Genomic DNA, 19,002 nt, shown 5'->3' with positions numbered 1-19,002 from the left:
CACCGGCGGCCGAGGCCGCGCCTGCCGCCGGCGACACGCCCGCGGTCGGCGCCGCGCCCACGGACAACGACACGCCGGCGCCCGCCAAGCCTGCCCGCGCGCCGCGCAAGCCCCGCAAGCCAGCGGCGGCCAACGACGACCAGATCGCCGCACCGCCCCCGGTGGCCGCGCCGGTCGAGCCGGCTGAGGTGGCCGCGCCCGCGCCCACCGAGCGCGTCGAGGCCCGCCCCGCCGCCCAGGACCGCAGCGTTGCTCGGGCGGACCAGCCTGCCGATGAGAGCGGCGGTGAGGCCGGCGAGCGCGCGGACGAGGGCCAGGCTGGCGGCACTGCAGAGGGTGGCAGCGATGACGAGGGTGGCCGCCGCAATCGCCGCCGCCGTGGTCGCCGAGGCTCGCGCCGTGGTGAGGGCGAGGGCGACGCCGGTCCCGGGCCGGCGTCCGCTGCCGAACCGGCGCCGGCGGCCCCCGGCGTCGACAGCACCGAGGTCTTTGCCAGCGTGCTGGCCGGTGACTTTGACGTGGCCCCCGATGAGCCGCTGGCGGAACCCGACGAGGCACCGGCCGAGCCGGACACCGAGCTGGCCGCCGCGGCACCGGCTGAGGCGGCCGACGACAAGCGCGTGCTGGCCCCGGATGCCGACGCGCCCAAGCTGCACAAGGTGCTCGCCCAGTCGGGCGTGGGATCGCGCCGCGACATGGAGCAGGCCATCGAGGCCGGGCGTGTCGAGGTCAATGGCGAGACGGCCCATGTGGGCATGCGCATCTCGTTCGGCGACCGCATCACGCTCGACGGCAAGCCGGTGAAGGTGCGCATCGCGCCGCCGCCGGCCCGCGTCATCGCCTACCACAAGCCGGTGGGCGAGGTGGTCACGCTCGACGACCCGCAGCAACGCCCCACGGTGTTCCGCCGCCTGCCGCGCCTGCAGCATGGCAAGTGGCAGTCGGTGGGCCGCCTGGACATCAACACCGAAGGCCTGCTGCTGTTCACCACCTCGGGTGACCTGGCCAACAAGCTGATGCATCCGCGCTTCGGCGTCGAGCGCGAGTACGCGGTACGCGTGCTCGGCACGCTGGAGAACGAGGCCCGCGATCGCCTGCTGGCCGGCGTCGAGATCGAGGGCCAGACGGCTTCCTTCGTGTCGATCGCCGATGGCGGTGGCGAAGGCGTCAACCACTGGTACCGCTGCGTCATCACCGAAGGCCGCAACCGCGAGGTGCGCAAGCTGTTTGACGCTGTCGGACTGACTGTCAGCCGCCTGATCCGCATCCGCTACGGCAGCGTGGTGCTGCCGCGCGGCCTCAAGCGCGGCGCCTGGGTCGACCTCTCCGGCGACGACCTGCGTCTGCTGCGCCGCCTGACCGACCAGCCGCGTGATGGCGGTCGCCCCAGCCAGCCGTCCCGCGGCCCCGACAACCGCCAGGGCGGCAAGGGCAAGGGCGGCGGTGCGCCGCAGGGTGGCGGGCAGCACCGCAACGCGCAGCAGCAACAGCAGCAACAGCGCCGCCAGCGCGAGGAGCGGCCCGACTACGACGAGGACCGCGAACCGGGCGACCCGAGCCGCATCCCGAATCCGCTGCAGCAGACCTTCGATCGCCGCCAGGTGCAGCGCGAGCGCCAGCCCTCGCGCGAGATCGACTACGAGAACTTCATCCCCAATCCGCTGCAGCAGACCTACGACAAGCGCTTTGTCCAGGGCGAGCGCGGCCTGGGCGGCGGCAAGCGCGGCAAGCCCGGTGGCAAGGGGGGTGGCGGTGGCCAGGGCGGTCAGCCCGACCCGATGCGCACCTCGGTGGGCTACATCGGCGCCGATGCCTTCGCCAAGAAGCTGCAAGGGCGGGGTGGTGGCGGCAGTGGCGGCGGTGGTGGCCGTCGGCGCCGCTGAACACGCTGTTACAGCACTAGAATCAAGGGCTTTGCCCATTCCCGTTGCCGCGCCTGGCGCGGTACACCATTGACTCCAAGGAGCCCCTCATGGCCATCGAACGTACCCTCTCGATCATCAAGCCCGACGCCGTCGCCAAGAACGTCATCGGCCAGATCTACTCGCGCTTCGAAGGCGCCGGCCTGAAGATCGCCGCCGCCAAGCTGGTGCACCTGTCGCGCGCTGATGCCGAGCAGTTCTACGCCGTGCACAAGGCCCGTCCGTTCTTCAAGGACCTGGTCGACTTCATGATCTCCGGCCCGGTGATGATCCAGGTCCTGGAAGGCGAGAACGCGATCGCCAAGAACCGCGAGCTGATGGGCGCCACCGACCCCAAGAAGGCCGACAAGGGCACGATCCGCGCCGACTTCGCCGACTCGATCGACGCCAATGCCGTGCACGGCTCCGACGCCGCCGAGACGGCCGCCGTCGAAGTGGCCTTCTTCTTCCCCGGCATGAACGTCTACCAGCGCTGATTCCGGCGCCGGGCGGGCACGACGCGTGAGCAAGGTCAACCTGCTCGACTTCGACCTCGACGGGCTCGCCGCCTACTGCGAGTCCCTCGGGGAGAAGCGCTTTCGTGCCGTTCAGCTGTTCCGCTGGATCCATCAGCGGGGCGCGGCCGATTTCTCGGCCATGACCGACCTGGCCAAATCCCTGCGCGGCAAGCTCGAGGGCGTGGCCGAGGTCCGTGACCTGCCGGTGGTCTCCGAGCACATCTCCACCGACGGTACCGTCAAGTGGCTGTTCGATGTGGGCGCCGGCAATGCCGTCGAGACCGTCTTCATCCCCGAGGATGACCGCGGCACGCTGTGCGTGTCTTCGCAGGCGGGGTGTGCGGTGGGTTGCCGCTTCTGCTCCACCGGCCACCAGGGTTTCTCGCGCAACCTCGCCACCGGCGAGATCCTGGCGCAGCTGTGGCATGCCGAGCGCAGCCTGCGCGCCCGCCTCGGTCTGGGCGCCGGTGAGCGCGCCGTCACCAATGTGGTGATGATGGGCATGGGCGAGCCGCTGCAGAACTATGCGGCGCTGGTGCCGGCCTTGCGCGTGATGCTCGATGACCATGGCTACGGCCTGTCGCGTCGGCGCGTGACGGTGTCCACCTCGGGCGTGGTACCCATGATGGACCGCCTGCGCGAGGACTGCCCGGTGGCCCTGGCCGTCAGCCTGCACGCCCCCTGGGACGCGCTGCGCGACGAACTGGTGCCGCTGAACCGCAAGTACCCGTTGGCCGAGCTGATGGCGGCCTGCCAGCGCTACCTGAGCGCCGCACCACGCGACTTCATCACTTTCGAATATTGCATGCTCGACGGCGTCAACGACTCCGACGAGCATGCCCAAGCCCTGCTGACCCTGGTCAACGGGCGCGGTGCGCAGCGCGTGCCCTGCAAGTTCAACCTGATCCCGTTCAACCCGTTCCCGGCCTCAGGCCTGACCCGCTCGCCGCGGGAGCGCGTCACAGCGTTTGCCAAGCGCCTGCAGGACGCCGGTGTGGTGACGACGATCCGCAAGACCCGTGGCGACGACATTGACGCCGCCTGCGGCCAACTGGCTGGCGAGGTGCAGGACCGCACCCGGGCCCATGAGCGCATGAAGCGCTTGCCGGTGGCCTGGATCAGCGCCGCCAGCCCATCCCCCTCAGCCGCCCCGGGTGGCCCGGAGCCTCTGTGATGAACCCACGTCGTCCTGGTGTGAAGTCCCGTCTTGGTGCCGCGCTGGGCCTGCTGGTGCTGCTCGCGGGCTGTGCCAGCCCGGCCCCGGACCGCAACCGCACGCCCGACCCGCTGCCCGATGCCCCGCCCAAGGCCGACGCGGCCCGCCTGTCGCAAACGCGCCTGGAGCTGGCGGCGGCGTACTTCCAGCGTGGCCAGAACGCCACCGCGCTGCAGGAAATCAAGGCCGCCTTGCAGGCTGACCCCAACCAGGTCCCGGCCTATGGCCTGCGCGGCCTGATCTACGCCGCGATGGGCGATGCGGCCCAGGCGGAAGAGAGCTTCCGCCAGGGCTTGCGCATGTCCTCGCGCGACCCCGACACGCTACACAACTACGGCTGGTTCCTGTGCCAGGAGCGTCGCTTTCCTGAGGCCGACCAGCAGTTCGCCCAGGCCGCCCAGGTGCCTGCCTACCCTGATCTGGCGCGCACGCTGCTGGCCCAGGGCATCTGCCAGGCCCGTGCGCAGCGCTGGCCCGAAGCCGAACGCACGCTGGCCCGGGCCTACGAGCTGGACCCGTCCAACCCCGCCACCGGCTTCAACCTGGCCGATGTGCTGTTCCGCCGCGGTGAACACGAGCGCGCCCGCTTCTACGTCCGCCGCGTCAACCAGATCGACGACCAGGTGACCGCACAGTCGCTGTGGCTGGCGCTGCGTATCGAGCGACAGCTTGGCCAGAGCGGGCAGGTGGAGCAATTGGGCAGCCAGCTGAGCAGCCGCTTCCCCAATTCACCCGAGGCGGGCCTGTACGAGCGGAGGCGCTTCGATGAATGAGCCGCGCGATGCGGGTGATACCCAGCCGTTGGCGATGGGCGGCAACGGCGCCGCCAGCGCGGGCGCGCTGCTGCGCGAGGCACGCATGGCCCAGGGCATGCACATCGCCGTGCTGGCCACGCACCTGAAGGTCTCGCCGCGCAAGCTGGAGGCCCTGGAGCAGGACCGCCACGACGAACTGCAGGGCCCCACCTTTGTGCGCGCCCTGGCCCAGGCCGCCTGCCGGGCGCTGAAGATCGACCCGGCGCCCATCCTGGCCTTGCTGCCGCCCGCCGGCCAGCGCACGCTGGACGATGTCGGCGGTGGCCTGAACGCACCCTTCCGTGAACACGGCATGCGCCGCGATCCGGCCCTGGAGCTCGATGCCAAGGGCAAGGGCGTGCTGGTCACCGTGCTGGTCCTGCTGATGGGGGCGGCTCTGCTGTGGCTGGTGCCGCGCCAGTCGTCCAGCCCCGACAGCAGCCCCGCCGCAGCCGCTTCGTCGGCGGCCATGGACCAGGTCCTCGGCGCAGCCTCTCAGGTGGTGTCGGCACTGACGCCCGCTTCGGTGCCCGCTCTGGTGCCCGCGCCGGTGCCCGCTGAGCCTGCCGCTGCGTCCGCGCCGACATCGGCCGCCAGTGTGGCAGCGGTGCCTGCGGCGCCTGCCGCCCCGGTGCTGGTGCCCGATCATCTGCTGCAGGTGCGCGCCACCGTGGAGTCCTGGGTCGAGGTGCTGGATGGCAATGGACAGGCGATGATCTCGCGCACACTGCAGCCCGGCGAAACCGTGGACCTCGATGGGGCCTTGCCGCTGCGTGTCAAGATTGGCAATGCGATCGGCACCGAGTTGCGCTTTCGTGGCCAGCCGGTCGATCTGGCCGCTGCCACGCGCGACAACGTGGCCCGCCTTGAACTGAAGTGAATCCTGCCCCATGAGCGACGCTCCCGACCAGCCCGTCACCCAAGCCAGCCCGGCGCCGCGCCGCAGCCGCCAGGCCCGCGTGGTCTGGGGCGAACGCGTGGTCACCGTGGGGGGTGACGCCCCGGTGCGGGTGCAGTCGATGACCAACACCGACACGGTCGATGTCATCGGCACCGCGATCCAAGTCAAGGAGCTGGCGATTGCCGGCTCCGAGATGGTCCGCATCACCGTCAACACCCCCGAGGCGGCCGACGCCGTGCCCGCGATCCGCGAGCAGCTCGACCGCATGGGCATCGACGTGCCGCTGATCGGCGACTTCCACTACAACGGCCACCGCCTGCTGAGCGAGCACCCGGCCTGCGCCGAGGCGCTGTCCAAGTACCGCATCAACCCCGGCAACGTGGGCAAGGGCGAGAAGCGCGACCGCCAGTTCGGCCAGATGATCGAGGCCGCCTGCCGCTGGAACAAGCCGGTGCGCATTGGCGTGAACTGGGGCAGCCTGGACCAGGAACTGCTGGCCCAGATGATGGACGACAACTCGCGCCGCGCCCAGCCCTGGGATGCCAAGCAGGTGATGTACCAGGCGCTGATCCAGTCGGCGCTGCAGTCGGCCCAGGCCGCCCGCGAGATGGGCATGGACCCGAACCAGATCATCATCAGCTGCAAGGTCAGCGGCGTGCAGGACCTGATCTCGGTCTACCAGGGCCTGGCCGAGCGCTGCGACTACCCGCTGCACCTGGGCCTGACCGAGGCCGGCATGGGGACCAAGGGCACGGTGGCCTCGGCCACGGCGCTGTCGGTGCTGCTGCAGCAGGGCATTGGCGACACCATCCGCGTGTCGCTCACGCCGCAGCCGGGCGAGGCCCGCACGCAGGAAGTGGTGATCGCGCTGGAGATCCTGCAGGCCCTGGGCCTGCGCCACTTCAACCCCAGCGTCACGGCCTGCCCAGGTTGCGGCCGCACCACCAGCACCACCTTCCAGGAACTGGCCAAGGAAATCGATGATTTCCTGCGCGCCCAGATGCCCGTCTGGCGCGGCCAGTACGCCGGCGTCGAGAACCTGAAGGTGGCGGTGATGGGCTGCATCGTCAACGGCCCGGGCGAGAGCAAGCATGCCGACATCGGCATCAGCCTGCCCGGCACCGGCGAGGCGCCGGCCGCCCCGGTCTTCATCGACGGCGAAAAGGCACTGACCCTGCGCGGCGACAACATCGCTGCCGAGTTCCACGCCATCGTCGAAAACTACATCCGCCAGCGCTTCGGCCACGCCGCCTGAAACCGCTGCCTGCCACTCACCGGCGGGCGCCTCGGGCGCCCTTTTTTCCAAGATGAGCGAGATCCTCAAGGCCGTCAAGGGCATGAACGACATCCTGCCGCCGGAATCGGCGCGCTGGGAGTGGCTGGAAGCCCGCATGCGCAGTGTGCTGCAGCGCTATGGCTACCAGAACGTGCGCACGCCGATCGTCGAGCCCACGGCACTGTTCGTGCGTGGCATCGGCGAGGTGACTGACATCGTCGAGAAGGAGATGTACGCCTTCGAGGACCGCGCCGACAAGCACGGCCAGGCCGAGCACCTGGCGCTGCGCCCCGAGATGACCGCCGGTGTGGTGCGGGCGATGATCGAGCACGCCTTTCTGCGCGAAGGGGGCCGGCGCCTGTACTACTTCGGCCCGATGTTCCGCCGCGAGCGGCCGCAGAAGGGCCGCTACCGCCAGTTTCACCAGATGGGCATCGAGGCCCTGGGCTTTCATGGCCCCGATGTGGACGCCGAGGTCATCCTGCTGGGCGCGCGCCTGCTCAAGGAGCTGGGCCTGGTCGATGGCGAGCATGTGCGCCTGGAGCTGAACTGCCTGGGCGAGCTGCCCGAGCGCCGCGCCCACCGCGAGGCCCTGATCGCCCACCTCGAAGCGCACAAGGACCTGCTCGACGAGGACGGCCAGCGCCGCCTGTACACCAACCCGCTGCGCGTGCTCGACACCAAGAACCCGGCGTTGCAGGACATGGCCAACGCCGCCCCCAAGCTGCTCGACTTCCTGGGCGAGGCCTCGCTGGCTCACTTCAACGGCGTGCGCGCCATCCTGGACGCCGCCGGCATCCGCTACACCATCAACCCGCGCCTGGTGCGCGGTCTGGACTACTACAACCTCACCGTCTTCGAGTGGATCACCGACAAGCTCGGCGCCCAGGGCACGGTCTGCGGCGGCGGTCGCTACGACGGCCTGATCGAGCAGCTGGGTGGCAAGCCCACGCCGGCGGTGGGCTTCGGCATGGGCCTGGAGCGCATGCTGCTGCTGCTGGAGGAGGTGGGCGTGGCGCCCGCCGCGCCGGTGCCCGATGCCTACGCCATCGTCCCCGCGGCCGACGGCCTGCCGCGCGTGATGGTGGCACTCGAAGCGCTGCGCGAGGCCGGCGTGTCGGTGGTGCTGCACCCCGGCCAGTCCAGCATGAAGTCGCAGTTCAAGAAGGCCGATGCCAGCGGCGCCCGGTTTGCGCTGATCTTCGGCGCCGACGAGCTGGCAGCCGGCCAGGTGGCCGTCAAGCCGCTGCGCGATGCCACCGCCGAGCAGCAACTGCGACCACTGGATGCGGTGGCGGACTGGGCGAGCGCGCTGCGCAACGCATAATCGCTGACTTCGGCGCCGGCCTGCGGCCGCGTCTTCCTTCTCGATACACCCACGATGGCAAGCAATCTCGACCTCCAGGAGCAGGAACAGCTCGACGAGCTGAAGGCGTTCTGGAAGCAATACGGCAACCTCATCACCTGGCTGATCACGCTGGTGCTGGCCGGCTTTGCAGCCTACAACGGCTGGAACCTGTGGCAGTCGCAGCAGGCCAAGGGTGCTGCCGGCATGTTTGGTGAGCTGGAGGCGGCCACCACTGCAGGCGACGCCGAGCGCAGCGCCAAGATCTTCGGTGACATGAAGGAGCGCTTCGCCGGTACTGAGCTCACCCGCCAGGCCGCGCTGCTGACCGCACGCGTGCAAGCCGACAAGGGCCAGACCGATGCCGCGGCCGCCACCCTGGGCTGGCTGGTAGACAAGGCCGGTGATGACGGCCTCGGTCCCTTGGCGCGCCTGCGTCTGGCTGGCCTGCTGATCGACAAGAAGTCGTTTGACGACGCGCTCAAGCAGCTCGATGCGATCACGGCCGATGAGTACAAAGGCCTGGTCCAGGATCGCCGCGGCGATGTGCTGATGGCCCAGGGCAAGAAAGACGACGCCGTGGCCGCCTGGCAAAGCGCCTGGAAGCTGATTCCCGAGGAGCAGCAGTACCGCCGCATCGTCGAGGCCAAGCTCGACGCCCAGGGCCGCTCGCCGGTCCCCGCCAACGCGGCATCGGGGGTCGCCCAATGAGCGCGCTGCTGACCCGAGCCGCCCGTCTGGCCGCCCCGGCGCTGGCCCTGTGGCTGGCAGCCTGCTCGGCCGACAAGCCGGCGCCGGCGGCGCTGCAGCCGCTGACGCCCACGATCGCCGGTCGCCAGGTCTGGTCGGCGCAGATCGGCAGCGTCAGCTTCCCGCTGCAGGTGGCGGTGCGCGCGGGCCAGTTTGTCGTGGCCTCGGACGAAGGCACGGTGGCTGCGCTGGATGCCGGCACCGGGCGTGAGCTGTGGCGGGCCCAGATCAGTGCGCGCCTGTCGGCCGGCGTGGGCAGCGACGGGCGTTTTGCCGCCGTCGCCACGCGCGACCAGCAGCTGGTGGTGCTGGACGGCGGCGCCCAGCGCTGGAGTGTGCCGCTGGAGGCCGGCGTGGTCACGCCGCCGCTCGTGGCCGGTGAGCGCGTCTTCGTGCTGGGTGTGGACCGCGCGGTGCATGCCTTCGATGCACTGGACGGCCGCCGGCTGTGGACTTTCCGCCGCCCCGGCGATCCGCTGATGCTGGCCCAACCCGGTGTGCTGACCGCCTGGCAGGACACCTTGCTGGTGGGGCAGGGCGCCCGCATGGTGGCCCTGGATCCGCTGCGTGGCACGCTGCGCTGGGAAGTGGCCGTCACCAGCCCGCGCGGTACCAACGAGGTCGAGCGCCTGGCCGATCTGGTCGGCCCGGCCTCGCGCGTGGGCGACAGCTTCTGCGTGCGCGCCTTCCAGAACGCCGTGGGCTGCGTCAATGCCGTCACCCGCAGTCTGCAGTGGTCGCAGAACGGCGGCGGCCAGAAGGCCATTGGCGGCGACGCCAGCGTCATCGCCGGCGCCGATGCCAGCGATCGTGTGACGGTGCGCCAGCGAGCCGGGGGCGGCCTGGCCTGGACCTCCGAGTTGCTGCTCAACCGCAGCCTGAGTGCCCCGGTGGTGGCCGGCCCGGCCGTGGTCTTCGGTGATTTCGAAGGCCAACTGCACTTCCTGGCCAAGGACTCCGGCGTGCCGCTGCTGCGCCTGCCCACCGACGGCTCGCGCATCGCTGCGCCACTGGCCTTGTCCGACACCAATCTGCTGGCGGTCACCGCCAAGGGTGGATTGTTCGCCTTCCGCCCGGAATGAGGCTGTGAAACCTGTTCTCGCGCTGGTGGGGCGCCCCAATGTGGGCAAGTCCACGCTGTTCAACCGCCTGACCAAGAGCCGCGACGCGATCGTCGCCGACTTTGCCGGCCTGACCCGTGACCGCCACTATGGCGACGGGCGGCTGGGCTCGCGCCATTTCATCGTGGTCGACACCGGCGGCTTCGAGCCCGACAGCACCACCGGCATCGTCAAGGAAATGGCGCGCCAGACCCGCCAGGCGGTGGCCGAGGCCGATGTGGTGATTTTCGTCACCGACGTGCGCTCCGGCCTGTCGGCGCAGGATGCCGACATCGCGCGCTTCCTGCGCCAGGCCAACAAGCGGGTGCTGCTGGCCGTCAACAAGGCCGAGGGCATGCAGGAATCGCCGCTGCTGGCCGAGTTCCACGAGCTGGGCCTGGGCGAGCCGCACCCGGTGTCGGCCGCGCATGGCCAAGGCATCCGCAGCCTGCTGGAGGCCGCGCTGGAGGACCTTCCGGAGGACGAAGACGCCGACGAGGACGACGCCGACCGACCGATCCGCCTGGCGGTGGCCGGTCGTCCCAATGTCGGCAAATCGACGCTGATCAACACCTGGTTGGGCGAGGAGCGTCTGATCGCCTTCGACATGCCCGGCACCACGCGCGACGCGATCCGAGTGCCGCTGGAGCGCGACGGGCGCCGCTACGAGCTGATCGACACCGCCGGCCTGCGTCGCAAGGGCAAGGTCTTCGAGGCCATCGAGAAGTTCTCGGTGGTCAAGACGCTGCAGGCCATTGCCGACGCCAGCGTGGTGGTGCTGATGGTGGACGCCACCCAGGGCGTCAGCGAGCAAGACGCCCACATCGCTGGCTATGTGCTGGAGTCGGGCCGTGCGGTGGTCATCGCGATCAACAAATGGGATGCGGTGGATGCCTACCAGCGCGAGCTGCTGGAACGCTCGGTGGAGCAGCGCCTGGCCTTCCTGAAGTTCGCGCCGATCGTGCACATCTCGGCCATCCGCCGCCAGGGCCTGGGCCCGCTGTGGAAGGCGATTGCCGATGCGCACGCCTCGGCGCACTGCAAGATGCCCACCCCGGTGTTGACCCGCCTGCTGCATGAGGCGGTGGAACACCAGGCGCCCAAGCGCGCCGGCAGCAGCCGTCCCAAGCTGCGCTACGCCCACCAGGGCGGCATGAACCCGCCGGTCATCGTGGTCCACGGCAATTCGCTGGAACATGTCACCGAGGCCTACAAGCGCTTCCTGGAGGCACGCTTCCGTGCGCACTTCAAGCTGGTCGGTACGCCTTTGCGCATCGACATGAAGCACTCCACCAACCCTTTCACCGACAAGAGCGCCTGAGGTCGGGAACCTTCCCGCGGCCGGATGCTCCGACAGGGTCTGTCGCCCTGTGATAAGGTGCCAGCTTTCCAACCAGTACTTCCAACACGGAGTCAATATCGTGAGCAACAAAGGGCAACTTCTACAAGACCCGTTCCTGAACCTGCTGCGCAAGGAGCATGTTCCGGTCTCGATCTACCTGGTCAACGGCATCAAGCTGCAAGGCCACATCGAGTCCTTCGACCAGTACGTGGTGCTGCTGCGCAACACCGTGACCCAGATGGTCTACAAGCACGCCATCTCCACCGTCGTGCCGGGCCGGGCCGTCAACTTCCACCCGGCCGATCAGGGCGACGCCCACTGAGCCCGCTGACCAGAGCCGGTGCCGGCCAGCTGGCCGCGCCGCTCGCTCAACCCCTTCATCCGAGCGCGCCTTGAGCAAACACGGCACGCCCCAGGACGTCGACAGCAACCGCGCCGTGCTGGTGGGCGTCGATCTGGGCCCGGGCGCCTCGTTCGACCCCACGCTGGACGAACTGCAGTTGCTGGCCGAATCGGCCGGTGACCTGACCGTGGCCAAGGTGCTGGCCAAGCGCCGCTCGCCCGACCCGGCCTTGTTCGTCGGCTCGGGCAAGGCTGACGAGATCAAGGAGCTGGTGCTGGTGCATGGCGCCCATGGCGTCATCTTTGATCAAGCGCTGTCACCGGCGCAGCAGCGCAATCTGGAACGCCACCTGGGCGTGCCGGTGGCTGACCGCACCGCGCTGATCCTTGAGATCTTCGCCCAGCGGGCCCAAAGCCACGAGGGCAAGCTGCAGGTCGAGCTGGCCCGGCTGCAATACCTGTCCACGCGCCTGGTGCGCCGCTGGAGCCACCTGGAGCGCCAGCGCGGCGGCGTGGGTCACCGCGGCGGCCCCGGCGAGGCCCAGATCGAGCTGGACCGTCGCATGATTGGCGACCGCATCAAGCAGCTCAAGGAGCGGCTCGAGAAGGTCAAGCGCCAGCGCGGCACCCAGCGTCGGGCGCGTGAGCGCAGCGGAACCTTCCGCGTCTCGCTGGTGGGCTACACCAACGCGGGCAAGTCCACGCTGTTCAATGCCCTGACCAAGGCGCGTGCCTATGCCGCCGACCAGCTTTTCGCCACGCTGGACACCACCACCCGCTCGCTCTACCTGGGCGAGGCTGGGCGCGCGGTGTCGCTGTCCGACACCGTGGGCTTCATCCGCGACCTGCCGCACAAGCTGGTCGAGGCCTTTCGCGCCACGCTGCAGGAGGCGGCCGACGCCGACCTGCTGCTGCACGTGGTCGACGCCGCCAGTCCGCTGCTGGCCGAGCAGCGGGCCGAAGTGGAACGCGTGCTGGAAGAGATCGGCGCCGAGGGCATTGCCCAGATCCTGGTCTACAACAAGGCCGACCTGCTGCCCGACTCGCAACAGCCGCGCCAGGCCTGCGACGAGCTGGAACTGTCGGCCGGTCTGCGGGTCCCACGCGTGTTCATCAGCGCCCGCACGGGGCAGGGCCTGGACCAACTGCGCCGTCTGATCGCGGCGCAGGCCGTGCCCCCCGACACCCCTGACCGCAGCGTCGTGAGCCAGTTGCCGGACGGCACCGCGGTGCCGTCGACACCCCCTCAACACTAGAGACAAACAACCACCATGGATGAGCCCCTGCACACCGAGCGAACGAGCGCGTCGGCAGCACCGCGGCGACACCTTTTGCGCGCCCGCCTGAGCGGACCGCTGGCCAAGGGCTGGCGCCTGCTGAGCAATGGCCGCAATGACGGCCCGCCTGACCTCGATGAGCTCTGGCGCGACTTCAATCGCAAGCTCTCGGGCCTGTTCAGCGGCAAGGGCGGTGGCGCCCAGCCGCCGGAAGATCCCCCCAATTTTTCGCCCGACATGAAGGGCGCCGGCATCGGCGTCGGCCTGATTGCCGGCGTGGTGGCGCTGATCTGGGCCGGCAGCGGCGTGTTCATCGTGCAGGAAGGCGAACAGGCGGTGGTCACCACCTTCGGCCGCTACAGCAGCACCGCGGGCGCCGGCATTCAGTGGCGCCTGCCGTACCCGATCCAATCGCACGAGACCGTGCGCGTGACGCAGCTGCGCTCGGTCGAGATCGGCCGCACCTCCACCGTGCCGGCCACCGGCCTGCGCGACTCGTCGATGCTCACCCAGGACGAGAACATCGTCGACATCCGCTTCACCGTGCAATACCGCCTGAAGGACGCCCGCGCCTTCCTGTTCGAGAACGCCAGCACCGAAGAAGCCGTGGCCCAGGCGGCCGAATCGGCGGTGCGCGAGATTGTCGGTCGCAGCAAGGTCGACTCGGTCCTGTACGAGCGCCGTGACGCCATCGCCGCCGACCTGGTCAAGTCGATCCAGCAGCAGCTGGACCGCCTCAATGCCGGCGTCGACATCGCCAACGTCAACCTGCAGAACGTGCAGGTGCCTGACCAGGTGCAGGCCGCTTTCGACGATGCCGTCAAGGCCGGCGCCGACCGCGACCGCTTCAAGAACGAAGGCCAGGCCTATGCCAGCGACGTGATCCCCAAGGCCCAGGGCACGGCCGCGCGCCTGCGCCAGGAGGCCGAAGGCTACAAGGGCCGTGTGGTGGCGCAGGCCGAGGGTGATGCGCAGCGTTTCACCTCGGTCTACAGCGAATACCAGAAGGCCCCGGCCGTGACCCGCGATCGTCTCTACATCGACACCATGCGTGAGGTGTACGGCAACGTCACCAAGGTCATGACCGACAGCCGCAGCGGCTCGAACCTGCTGTACCTGCCGCTGGACAAGCTGGTCCAGCAGAACACGCCGGCAAGCGCTGCCGCCGCGCCCGCGGCGCAGCCCGCGCCTGCAGCGGTCGACAGCACCACCGTCGATGTGCGCAACCGTGACAACGCCCGCAGCCGCGACCGCGAAGGTCGCTGATCCGGTACGCCACAGGGACACACCATGAACCGAATCGCCAGTATCGTCGCCGCGGGCCTCGTCCTGTTGATGCTCGCCGCCTCCACCCTGTTCGTTGTCGACCAGCGCAAGGTGGCCGTGATCTATGCGCTGGGTGAGATCAAGGAAGTGATCTCCGAACCCGGCCTGAAGTGGAAGCTGCCGCCGCCCTTCCAGAACGTGGTTTTCCTCGACCGCCGCATCCAGACCCTGGACAGCCCCGAGAGCCGCCCGATCTTCACCGCCGAAAAGAAGAGCCTGGTGATCGACTGGCTGGTGAAGTGGCGCATCGTCGACCCGCGCCAGTTCATCCGCAACAGCGGCCCTGACCTGCGCAGCCTGGAAGCCCGCCTGGGCCCGGTGGTGCAGGCGGCGTTCAACGAGGAGATCACCAAGCGCACCGTCGGCGGCGTGCTGGCCGGCGAACGCGAGAAGATCATGACCGACGTGCGCCAGCGCCTGGGCGACGAGGCCAAGAGCTTTGGCATCGAGATCGTCGATGTCCGGATCAAGCGCGCCGATTTCGTGGCCAACATCACCGACGCCGTCTACCGCCGCATGGAGTCCGAGCGCAAGCAGGTGGCCAATGAACTGCGCTCGACCGGCCAGGCCGAGGGCGAGAAGATCCGCGCCGACGCCGATCGCCAGCGCGAGGTGATCCTGGCCGAGGCCTACCGCGACGCCCAGAAGATCAAGGGCGAGGGCGATGCCAAGGCCTCGGCGCTGTATGCCGATGCCTTCGGCCGCGACCCCCAGTTTGCCCAGTTCTACCGCAGTCTTGAGGCCTACCGCGCCAGTTGGCGCAACAAGTCCGACGTGATGGTGGTCGACCCCGGCAGCGACTTCTTCAAGGCGATGCGCGGCACGGGTGCTGCAGCGCCGGCGGCACCCCGCAAATGACGCCCGACGGCGGCAGCTGGACCGACTGGCTGTGGCCCGCACTGGGCCTGATGCTGGTGATCGAGGGCCTGATGCCGCTGCTGCATCCGCAGGGCTGGCGCGAGGTGTTCCGCCGCGTGCTGGCCATGCAGGATGGCCAGATTCGCTTCATCGGCATGGCCAGCATCGCGATCGGCGCGCTGCTGCTGTGGTTGGCCAGCTAGCGCGGCTCCGGCCCGGGCGACACGGGTACAATGCCGTTTTTAACCCGGTCGCCGTTTCATGTCGTCTGCCTGGCTGCTGCCTGAGCACATCGCCGATGTCCTGCCCGCCGAGGCACGGCGCATCGAAGAACTCCGCCGCCAATGGCTGGATCTGGCCCGCAGCTACGGCTTCGAGCTGGTCATGCCGCCGATGCTCGAGCACCTCGACTCGCTGCTCTCCGGCACCGGCCGTGATCTGGATCTCAAAACCTTCAAGCTGGTCGACCAACTCAGCGGCCGCACGCTGGGACTGCGCGCTGATGCCACGCCGCAGGTCGCCCGCATTGACGCCCACCTGCTGAACCGCCAGGGCGTCACCCGCCTGTGCTACTGCGGCCCGGTGCTGCACACCCGCCCCTCAGGCCTGCGCGCCACGCGCGAGCCGTTGCAACTGGGCGCCGAGATCTACGGCCACGCTGGCCTGGAAGCCGACCTGGAGGTCCAGGAGCTGGCCCTGGACGGCCTGCACGCCGCCGGCGTGCGTGACCTCACCATCGACCTGGGCGATGCCCGCGTTGTGCGCTCGGTGCTGGCCGGTCTGCCGCTGGGCCCGGCCGAGCTGGAGGCGCTGGTCACCGCGCTGAGCGTCAAGGACCTGCCCACGCTGCGCGCGTTGTCGGTGGGCTGCCCGGCCGAGGCCCGCGAGGCCCTGGCCCTCCTGCCCGACCTGTATGGCGGCGAGGAGGTGCTGGCCCAGGCCGCCGAGCGCCTGCCCAAGCGCAGCCAGATCAGCACCGCGCTGGGCGACCTGGCCTGGCTGGCCGGCCATGTGCGCCAGGCCTTTCCGGAGGTCCGGCTGGGTTTTGATCTGGCCGACATGAACGGCTATGCCTACTACAGCGGCATCCGCTTCGCGGTCTATGGTCGCGGCTCCACCGATGCCCTGGCCCGTGGCGGACGCTACGACGAGGTGGGTGCGGTGTTCGGCCGCAACCGCCCGGCGGTGGGCTTCAGCCTCGATCTGAAGGGCCTGGCCGAGGTCTCGCGCGCCGCCCGCACCGAGGGCGCGATCCGCGCGCCCTGGGGCGAGGCCGAGGGCCTGCGCGAGGCCGTGCGCCATCTGCGGCGCCAGGGTGAGACCGTGGTCTGCACGCTGCCGGGCCACGAGCACGAGGCCCAGGAATTCGAATGCGACCGCGAGCTGTTCGAGGTCGATGGACGCTGGGTCCTGCGCGCGCTCTGAGCGCAGCGCGGACCGTCCCCCACAGGTATTTCAAGCATGACGAGCACAGCGATGCAACAAGGCTCCACCGCGCGCGGGCGCAATGTCGTTGTCGTCGGCACCCAATGGGGTGACGAGGGCAAGGGCAAGCTGGTCGACTGGCTGACCGAAAGCGCCCAGGGTGTGGTGCGCTTTCAGGGCGGCCACAACGCCGGCCACACCCTGGTGATCAATGGCGTCAAGACGGCGCTGCACCTGATCCCTAGCGGCATCATGCGCCCCGGTGTGCGCTGCTACATCGGCAATGGCGTGGTGCTGTCGGCCGCCAAGCTGCTCGAAGAGATCGCCGGGCTGGAGAAGGCCGGCGTCGAGGTGCGCTCGCGCCTGCGCATCTCCGAGGCCTGCCCGCTGATCCTGCCCTTCCACGCCGCACTCGATGTGGCCCGCGAGGCCGCGCGCGAGCAGGGCGGTACCGAGAAGATCGGCACCACTGGCCGCGGCATCGGCCCGGCCTACGAGGACAAGATCGCCCGCCGTGCGCTGCGCGTGCAGGACCTGCGCTACCCCGAGCGTTTCGCTGCCAAGCTGCGCGAGCTGCTGGCCCTGCACAACCACGTGCTGACCAGCTTCCTGGGCTCCAAGGGCTTTGTCTTCCCCGAGGCGATGCGGCCCTACATCGAGGGCGGCGAGGTGCAGTTCCAGGCCGTCTATGACGAAGCCATGCAGCATGCCGAAGCCCTCAAGCCGATGATGGCCGATGTCTCGCGCGAGCTCAATGCCGCCCACCTGGCCGGCCAGAACCTGCTGTTCGAAGGCGCCCAGGGCACACTGCTGGACGTCGACCACGGCACCTACCCCTACGTCACGTCCAGCAACTGCGTCGCGGGCAATGCCGCGGCCGGCTCCGGCGTCGGGCCGGGTCTGCTGCACTACGTGCTGGGCATCACCAAGGCCTATTGCACCCGTGTCGGCGGCGGTCCGTTCCCCACCGAACTCGACTGGGAAGTGCCGGGCACGCCGGGCTACCACATGAGCACCGTGGGGGCCGAGAAGGGCGTCACCACCGGCCGCTCGCGCCGCTGCGGCTGGTTCGACGCTGCGCTGCTCAAGCGCTCGGCCCAGGTCAATGGCCTGTCGGGTCTGTGCATCACCAAGCTCGACGTGCTCGACGGCCTGACGGAGCTGAAGCTGTGCACCGGCTACCGCCTCGATGGCGAGGAGATCGACCTGCTGCCCATGGGCGCCGACGAGATCGCCCGCTGCGAGCCGATCTATGAATCGCTGCCCGGCTGGACCGAGACCACGGTGGGCGTCACCGAGCTGGACAAGCTGCCGGCCAATGCCCGCCGCTACCTGAACCGCATCGAGGAAGTCACCGGCGTGCCGATCCACGTCATCTCGACCAGCCCCGACCGCGACCACACCATCCTGCTGCGCCAGCCCTACCAGGCCTGAACGCGGCTGCGCCACCCCCACTGACCACGCTGGAGACCCCATGCTCACCGACGACGGCAAGCACCTGTACGTATCCTGGGACGAGTACCACCTGCTGACTGAGCGCCTGGCGCTCAAGATCCACAACAGCGGCTGGGCCTTTGATCAGATCCTGTGCCTGGCCCGCGGTGGCATGCGCCCGGGCGACATCCTCTCGCGCGTCTTCGACAAGCCGCTGGCCATCATGAGCACCAGCAGCTACCGCGCTGAGGCCGGCACCATCCAGGGCCGCCTGGACATGGCCAAGTACATCACCATGCCCAAGGGCGAACTGGCCGGCCGCGTGCTGCTGGTGGACGACCTGGCCGACTCGGGTGTCACGCTCAAGGCGGTGGTCGATCGGCTGCGCGGCATGCCGGCGATCACCGAGCTGCGCTCGGCGGTGATCTGGACCAAGGCGGTGTCGAGCTACACGCCGGATTACTACGTCGAGGCCCTGGCCACCAGCCCCTGGATCCATCAGCCCTTCGAGGAGTACGACGCGTTGCGTCCCGAGGGCCTCGCGAAGAAGCTGTCGGTCTGATGTATCAACGAGAAGGGGCCTGCGGGCCCCTTGTCTTTGCTTGCGCCTTGTCTTTGCTGGCGTTGCAGAAGCAAAAAAGGCCAGCACTGTCGTGCTGGCCTTTGTATGCTTGGTGCCCAGGAGAGGACTCGAACCTCCACGCCTCTCAGCGCTAGTACCTGAAACTAGTGCGTCTACCAATTCCGCCACCTGGGCATTTCTGCGTTGAGGACTTTCGTCATCAGCAGAGCCTTGCACTATAGCATGGATTTCAAGAGCATCAGCCGGGACTCGCAACTTTTGAGCGTGCGCTTCAGCAGCGTCGCGCCAAGGCAAAAAAGGCCAGCACTCACGTGCTGGCCTTTTTATGCTTGGTGCCCAGGAGAGGACTCGGTCACATGGGCGCGACCCCGGCCGGGCCTGCATGCCCGGCCTTTCTCGTCCTCGCGCAAGGCCCGCAGTGGGCCTTGCTTCCTGGCCCCCAAGCAAAAAAGGCCAGCATGTGCATGCTGGCCTTTGTATGCTTGGTGCCCAGGAGAGGACTCGAACCTCCACGCCTCTCAGCGCTAGTACCTGAAACTAGTGCGTCTACCAATTCCGCCACCTGGGCTTCGTCGAGACGGCAACGCTCTTGCTGTGTGAACACATGAGAACAT

At 69.1% G+C, this 19,002-nt stretch carries 18 protein-coding genes and 2 tRNA genes; 18 read left to right on the top strand and 2 right to left on the bottom strand.

Going from position 1 to position 19,002, the window contains the following annotated elements:
* From KAK06_RS24150 to KAK06_RS11370, 18 genes are all read left to right on the top strand, one after another.
* Nucleotides 1-1,883, top strand: a 1,883-nt coding sequence (locus KAK06_RS24150; RefSeq protein ID WP_247652792.1) for a pseudouridine synthase, incomplete at its 5' end; no start/stop codon positions are given.
* An 89-nt stretch (nt 1,884-1,972) separates the two neighbouring features.
* Nucleotides 1,973-2,398, top strand: coding sequence for a nucleoside-diphosphate kinase (gene ndk, locus KAK06_RS11450; RefSeq protein WP_210802224.1), 426 nt, complete (start codon nt 1,973-1,975; stop codon nt 2,396-2,398).
* Nucleotides 2,399-2,423: 25 nt separating this feature from the next.
* Nucleotides 2,424-3,593 carry a dual-specificity RNA methyltransferase RlmN gene (gene rlmN, locus KAK06_RS11445; RefSeq protein WP_210802222.1) on the top strand — a complete coding sequence of 390 codons (1,170 nt, stop codon included), beginning with the start codon at nt 2,424-2,426 and terminating at the stop codon, nt 3,591-3,593.
* Nucleotides 3,593-4,408: a type IV pilus biogenesis/stability protein PilW gene (gene pilW, locus KAK06_RS11440; protein WP_210802221.1), complete on the top strand. Its 816-nt coding sequence runs from the start codon at nt 3,593-3,595 to the stop codon at nt 4,406-4,408. The genes rlmN and pilW overlap by 1 nt, the downstream gene beginning before the upstream one ends.
* A complete protein-coding gene (locus KAK06_RS11435; protein ID WP_247652791.1) occupies nt 4,401-5,309 on the top strand; it encodes a helix-turn-helix domain-containing protein in 909 nt (302 codons plus the stop codon). The genes pilW and KAK06_RS11435 overlap by 8 nt, the downstream gene beginning before the upstream one ends.
* A 10-nt stretch (nt 5,310-5,319) precedes the next feature.
* Nucleotides 5,320-6,585 carry a flavodoxin-dependent (E)-4-hydroxy-3-methylbut-2-enyl-diphosphate synthase gene (ispG, locus tag KAK06_RS11430; RefSeq protein ID WP_210802219.1) on the top strand — a complete coding sequence of 422 codons (1,266 nt, stop codon included), beginning with the start codon at nt 5,320-5,322 and terminating at the stop codon, nt 6,583-6,585.
* A 52-nt stretch (nt 6,586-6,637) separates the two neighbouring features.
* The gene (gene hisS / locus KAK06_RS11425; RefSeq protein ID WP_210802217.1) at nt 6,638-7,933 is read left to right on the top strand and encodes a histidine--tRNA ligase; all 1,296 of its coding nucleotides are present in this window, start codon (nt 6,638-6,640) and stop codon (nt 7,931-7,933) included.
* Nucleotides 7,934-7,987: 54 nt separating this feature from the next.
* Nucleotides 7,988-8,662: a YfgM family protein gene (locus tag KAK06_RS11420; RefSeq protein ID WP_210802215.1), complete on the top strand. Its 675-nt coding sequence runs from the start codon at nt 7,988-7,990 to the stop codon at nt 8,660-8,662.
* On the top strand, nt 8,659-9,783 hold the full coding sequence (locus tag KAK06_RS11415) for an outer membrane protein assembly factor BamB (protein WP_210802213.1): 1,125 nt from the start codon (nt 8,659-8,661) through the stop codon (nt 9,781-9,783). The genes KAK06_RS11420 and KAK06_RS11415 overlap by 4 nt, the downstream gene beginning before the upstream one ends.
* Nucleotides 9,784-9,787: 4 nt before the next feature.
* Nucleotides 9,788-11,122: a ribosome biogenesis GTPase Der gene (gene der, locus KAK06_RS11410; protein WP_210802211.1), complete on the top strand. Its 1,335-nt coding sequence runs from the start codon at nt 9,788-9,790 to the stop codon at nt 11,120-11,122.
* A 100-nt stretch (nt 11,123-11,222) separates the two neighbouring features.
* Nucleotides 11,223-11,465 carry an RNA chaperone Hfq gene (gene hfq, locus KAK06_RS11405; RefSeq protein WP_210802209.1) on the top strand — a complete coding sequence of 81 codons (243 nt, stop codon included), beginning with the start codon at nt 11,223-11,225 and terminating at the stop codon, nt 11,463-11,465.
* A gap of 70 nt (nt 11,466-11,535) precedes the next feature.
* A complete protein-coding gene (hflX, locus tag KAK06_RS11400; protein WP_210802208.1) occupies nt 11,536-12,741 on the top strand; it encodes a GTPase HflX in 1,206 nt (401 codons plus the stop codon).
* Nucleotides 12,742-12,756: 15 nt separating this feature from the next.
* On the top strand, nt 12,757-14,028 hold the full coding sequence (gene hflK / locus KAK06_RS11395) for an FtsH protease activity modulator HflK (protein WP_210802206.1): 1,272 nt from the start codon (nt 12,757-12,759) through the stop codon (nt 14,026-14,028).
* A gap of 24 nt (nt 14,029-14,052) precedes the next feature.
* A complete protein-coding gene (gene hflC, locus KAK06_RS11390) occupies nt 14,053-14,946 on the top strand; it encodes a protease modulator HflC (protein WP_210802204.1) in 894 nt (297 codons plus the stop codon).
* Complete coding sequence (locus tag KAK06_RS11385; RefSeq protein WP_210802202.1) at nt 14,943-15,149, top strand: DUF2065 domain-containing protein; 207 nt, start codon at nt 14,943-14,945, stop codon at nt 15,147-15,149. Before hflC ends, KAK06_RS11385 begins: the two co-directional genes overlap by 4 nt.
* A 58-nt stretch (nt 15,150-15,207) precedes the next feature.
* Nucleotides 15,208-16,371 (top strand): ATP phosphoribosyltransferase regulatory subunit, encoded by a 1,164-nt coding sequence (locus tag KAK06_RS11380; protein WP_210802200.1) that lies wholly within the window; start codon nt 15,208-15,210, stop codon nt 16,369-16,371.
* A 51-nt stretch (nt 16,372-16,422) separates the two neighbouring features.
* Nucleotides 16,423-17,805, top strand: coding sequence for an adenylosuccinate synthase (locus tag KAK06_RS11375; protein WP_210802199.1), 1,383 nt, complete (start codon nt 16,423-16,425; stop codon nt 17,803-17,805).
* 40 nt (nt 17,806-17,845) lie between these two features.
* Nucleotides 17,846-18,367: a phosphoribosyltransferase gene (locus KAK06_RS11370; RefSeq protein WP_210802197.1), complete on the top strand. Its 522-nt coding sequence runs from the start codon at nt 17,846-17,848 to the stop codon at nt 18,365-18,367.
* A 110-nt stretch (nt 18,368-18,477) separates the two neighbouring features.
* Here KAK06_RS11370 and KAK06_RS11365 read toward each other — a convergent pair.
* Nucleotides 18,478-18,562, bottom strand: a tRNA-Leu gene (locus KAK06_RS11365).
* Between the two features lie 309 nt (nt 18,563-18,871).
* Nucleotides 18,872-18,956, bottom strand: a tRNA-Leu gene (locus KAK06_RS11360).
* Nucleotides 18,957-19,002 lie beyond the last annotated feature (46 nt).

The sequence above is a fragment of the Ideonella aquatica genome (assembly GCF_018069755.1).
GTDB classification, from domain to species: domain Bacteria; phylum Pseudomonadota; class Gammaproteobacteria; order Burkholderiales; family Burkholderiaceae_C; genus Ideonella; species Ideonella aquatica.
The sequence above is the reverse complement of the archived record's forward strand: the minus strand, read 5'-3'. Positions and strand labels throughout refer to the sequence as shown.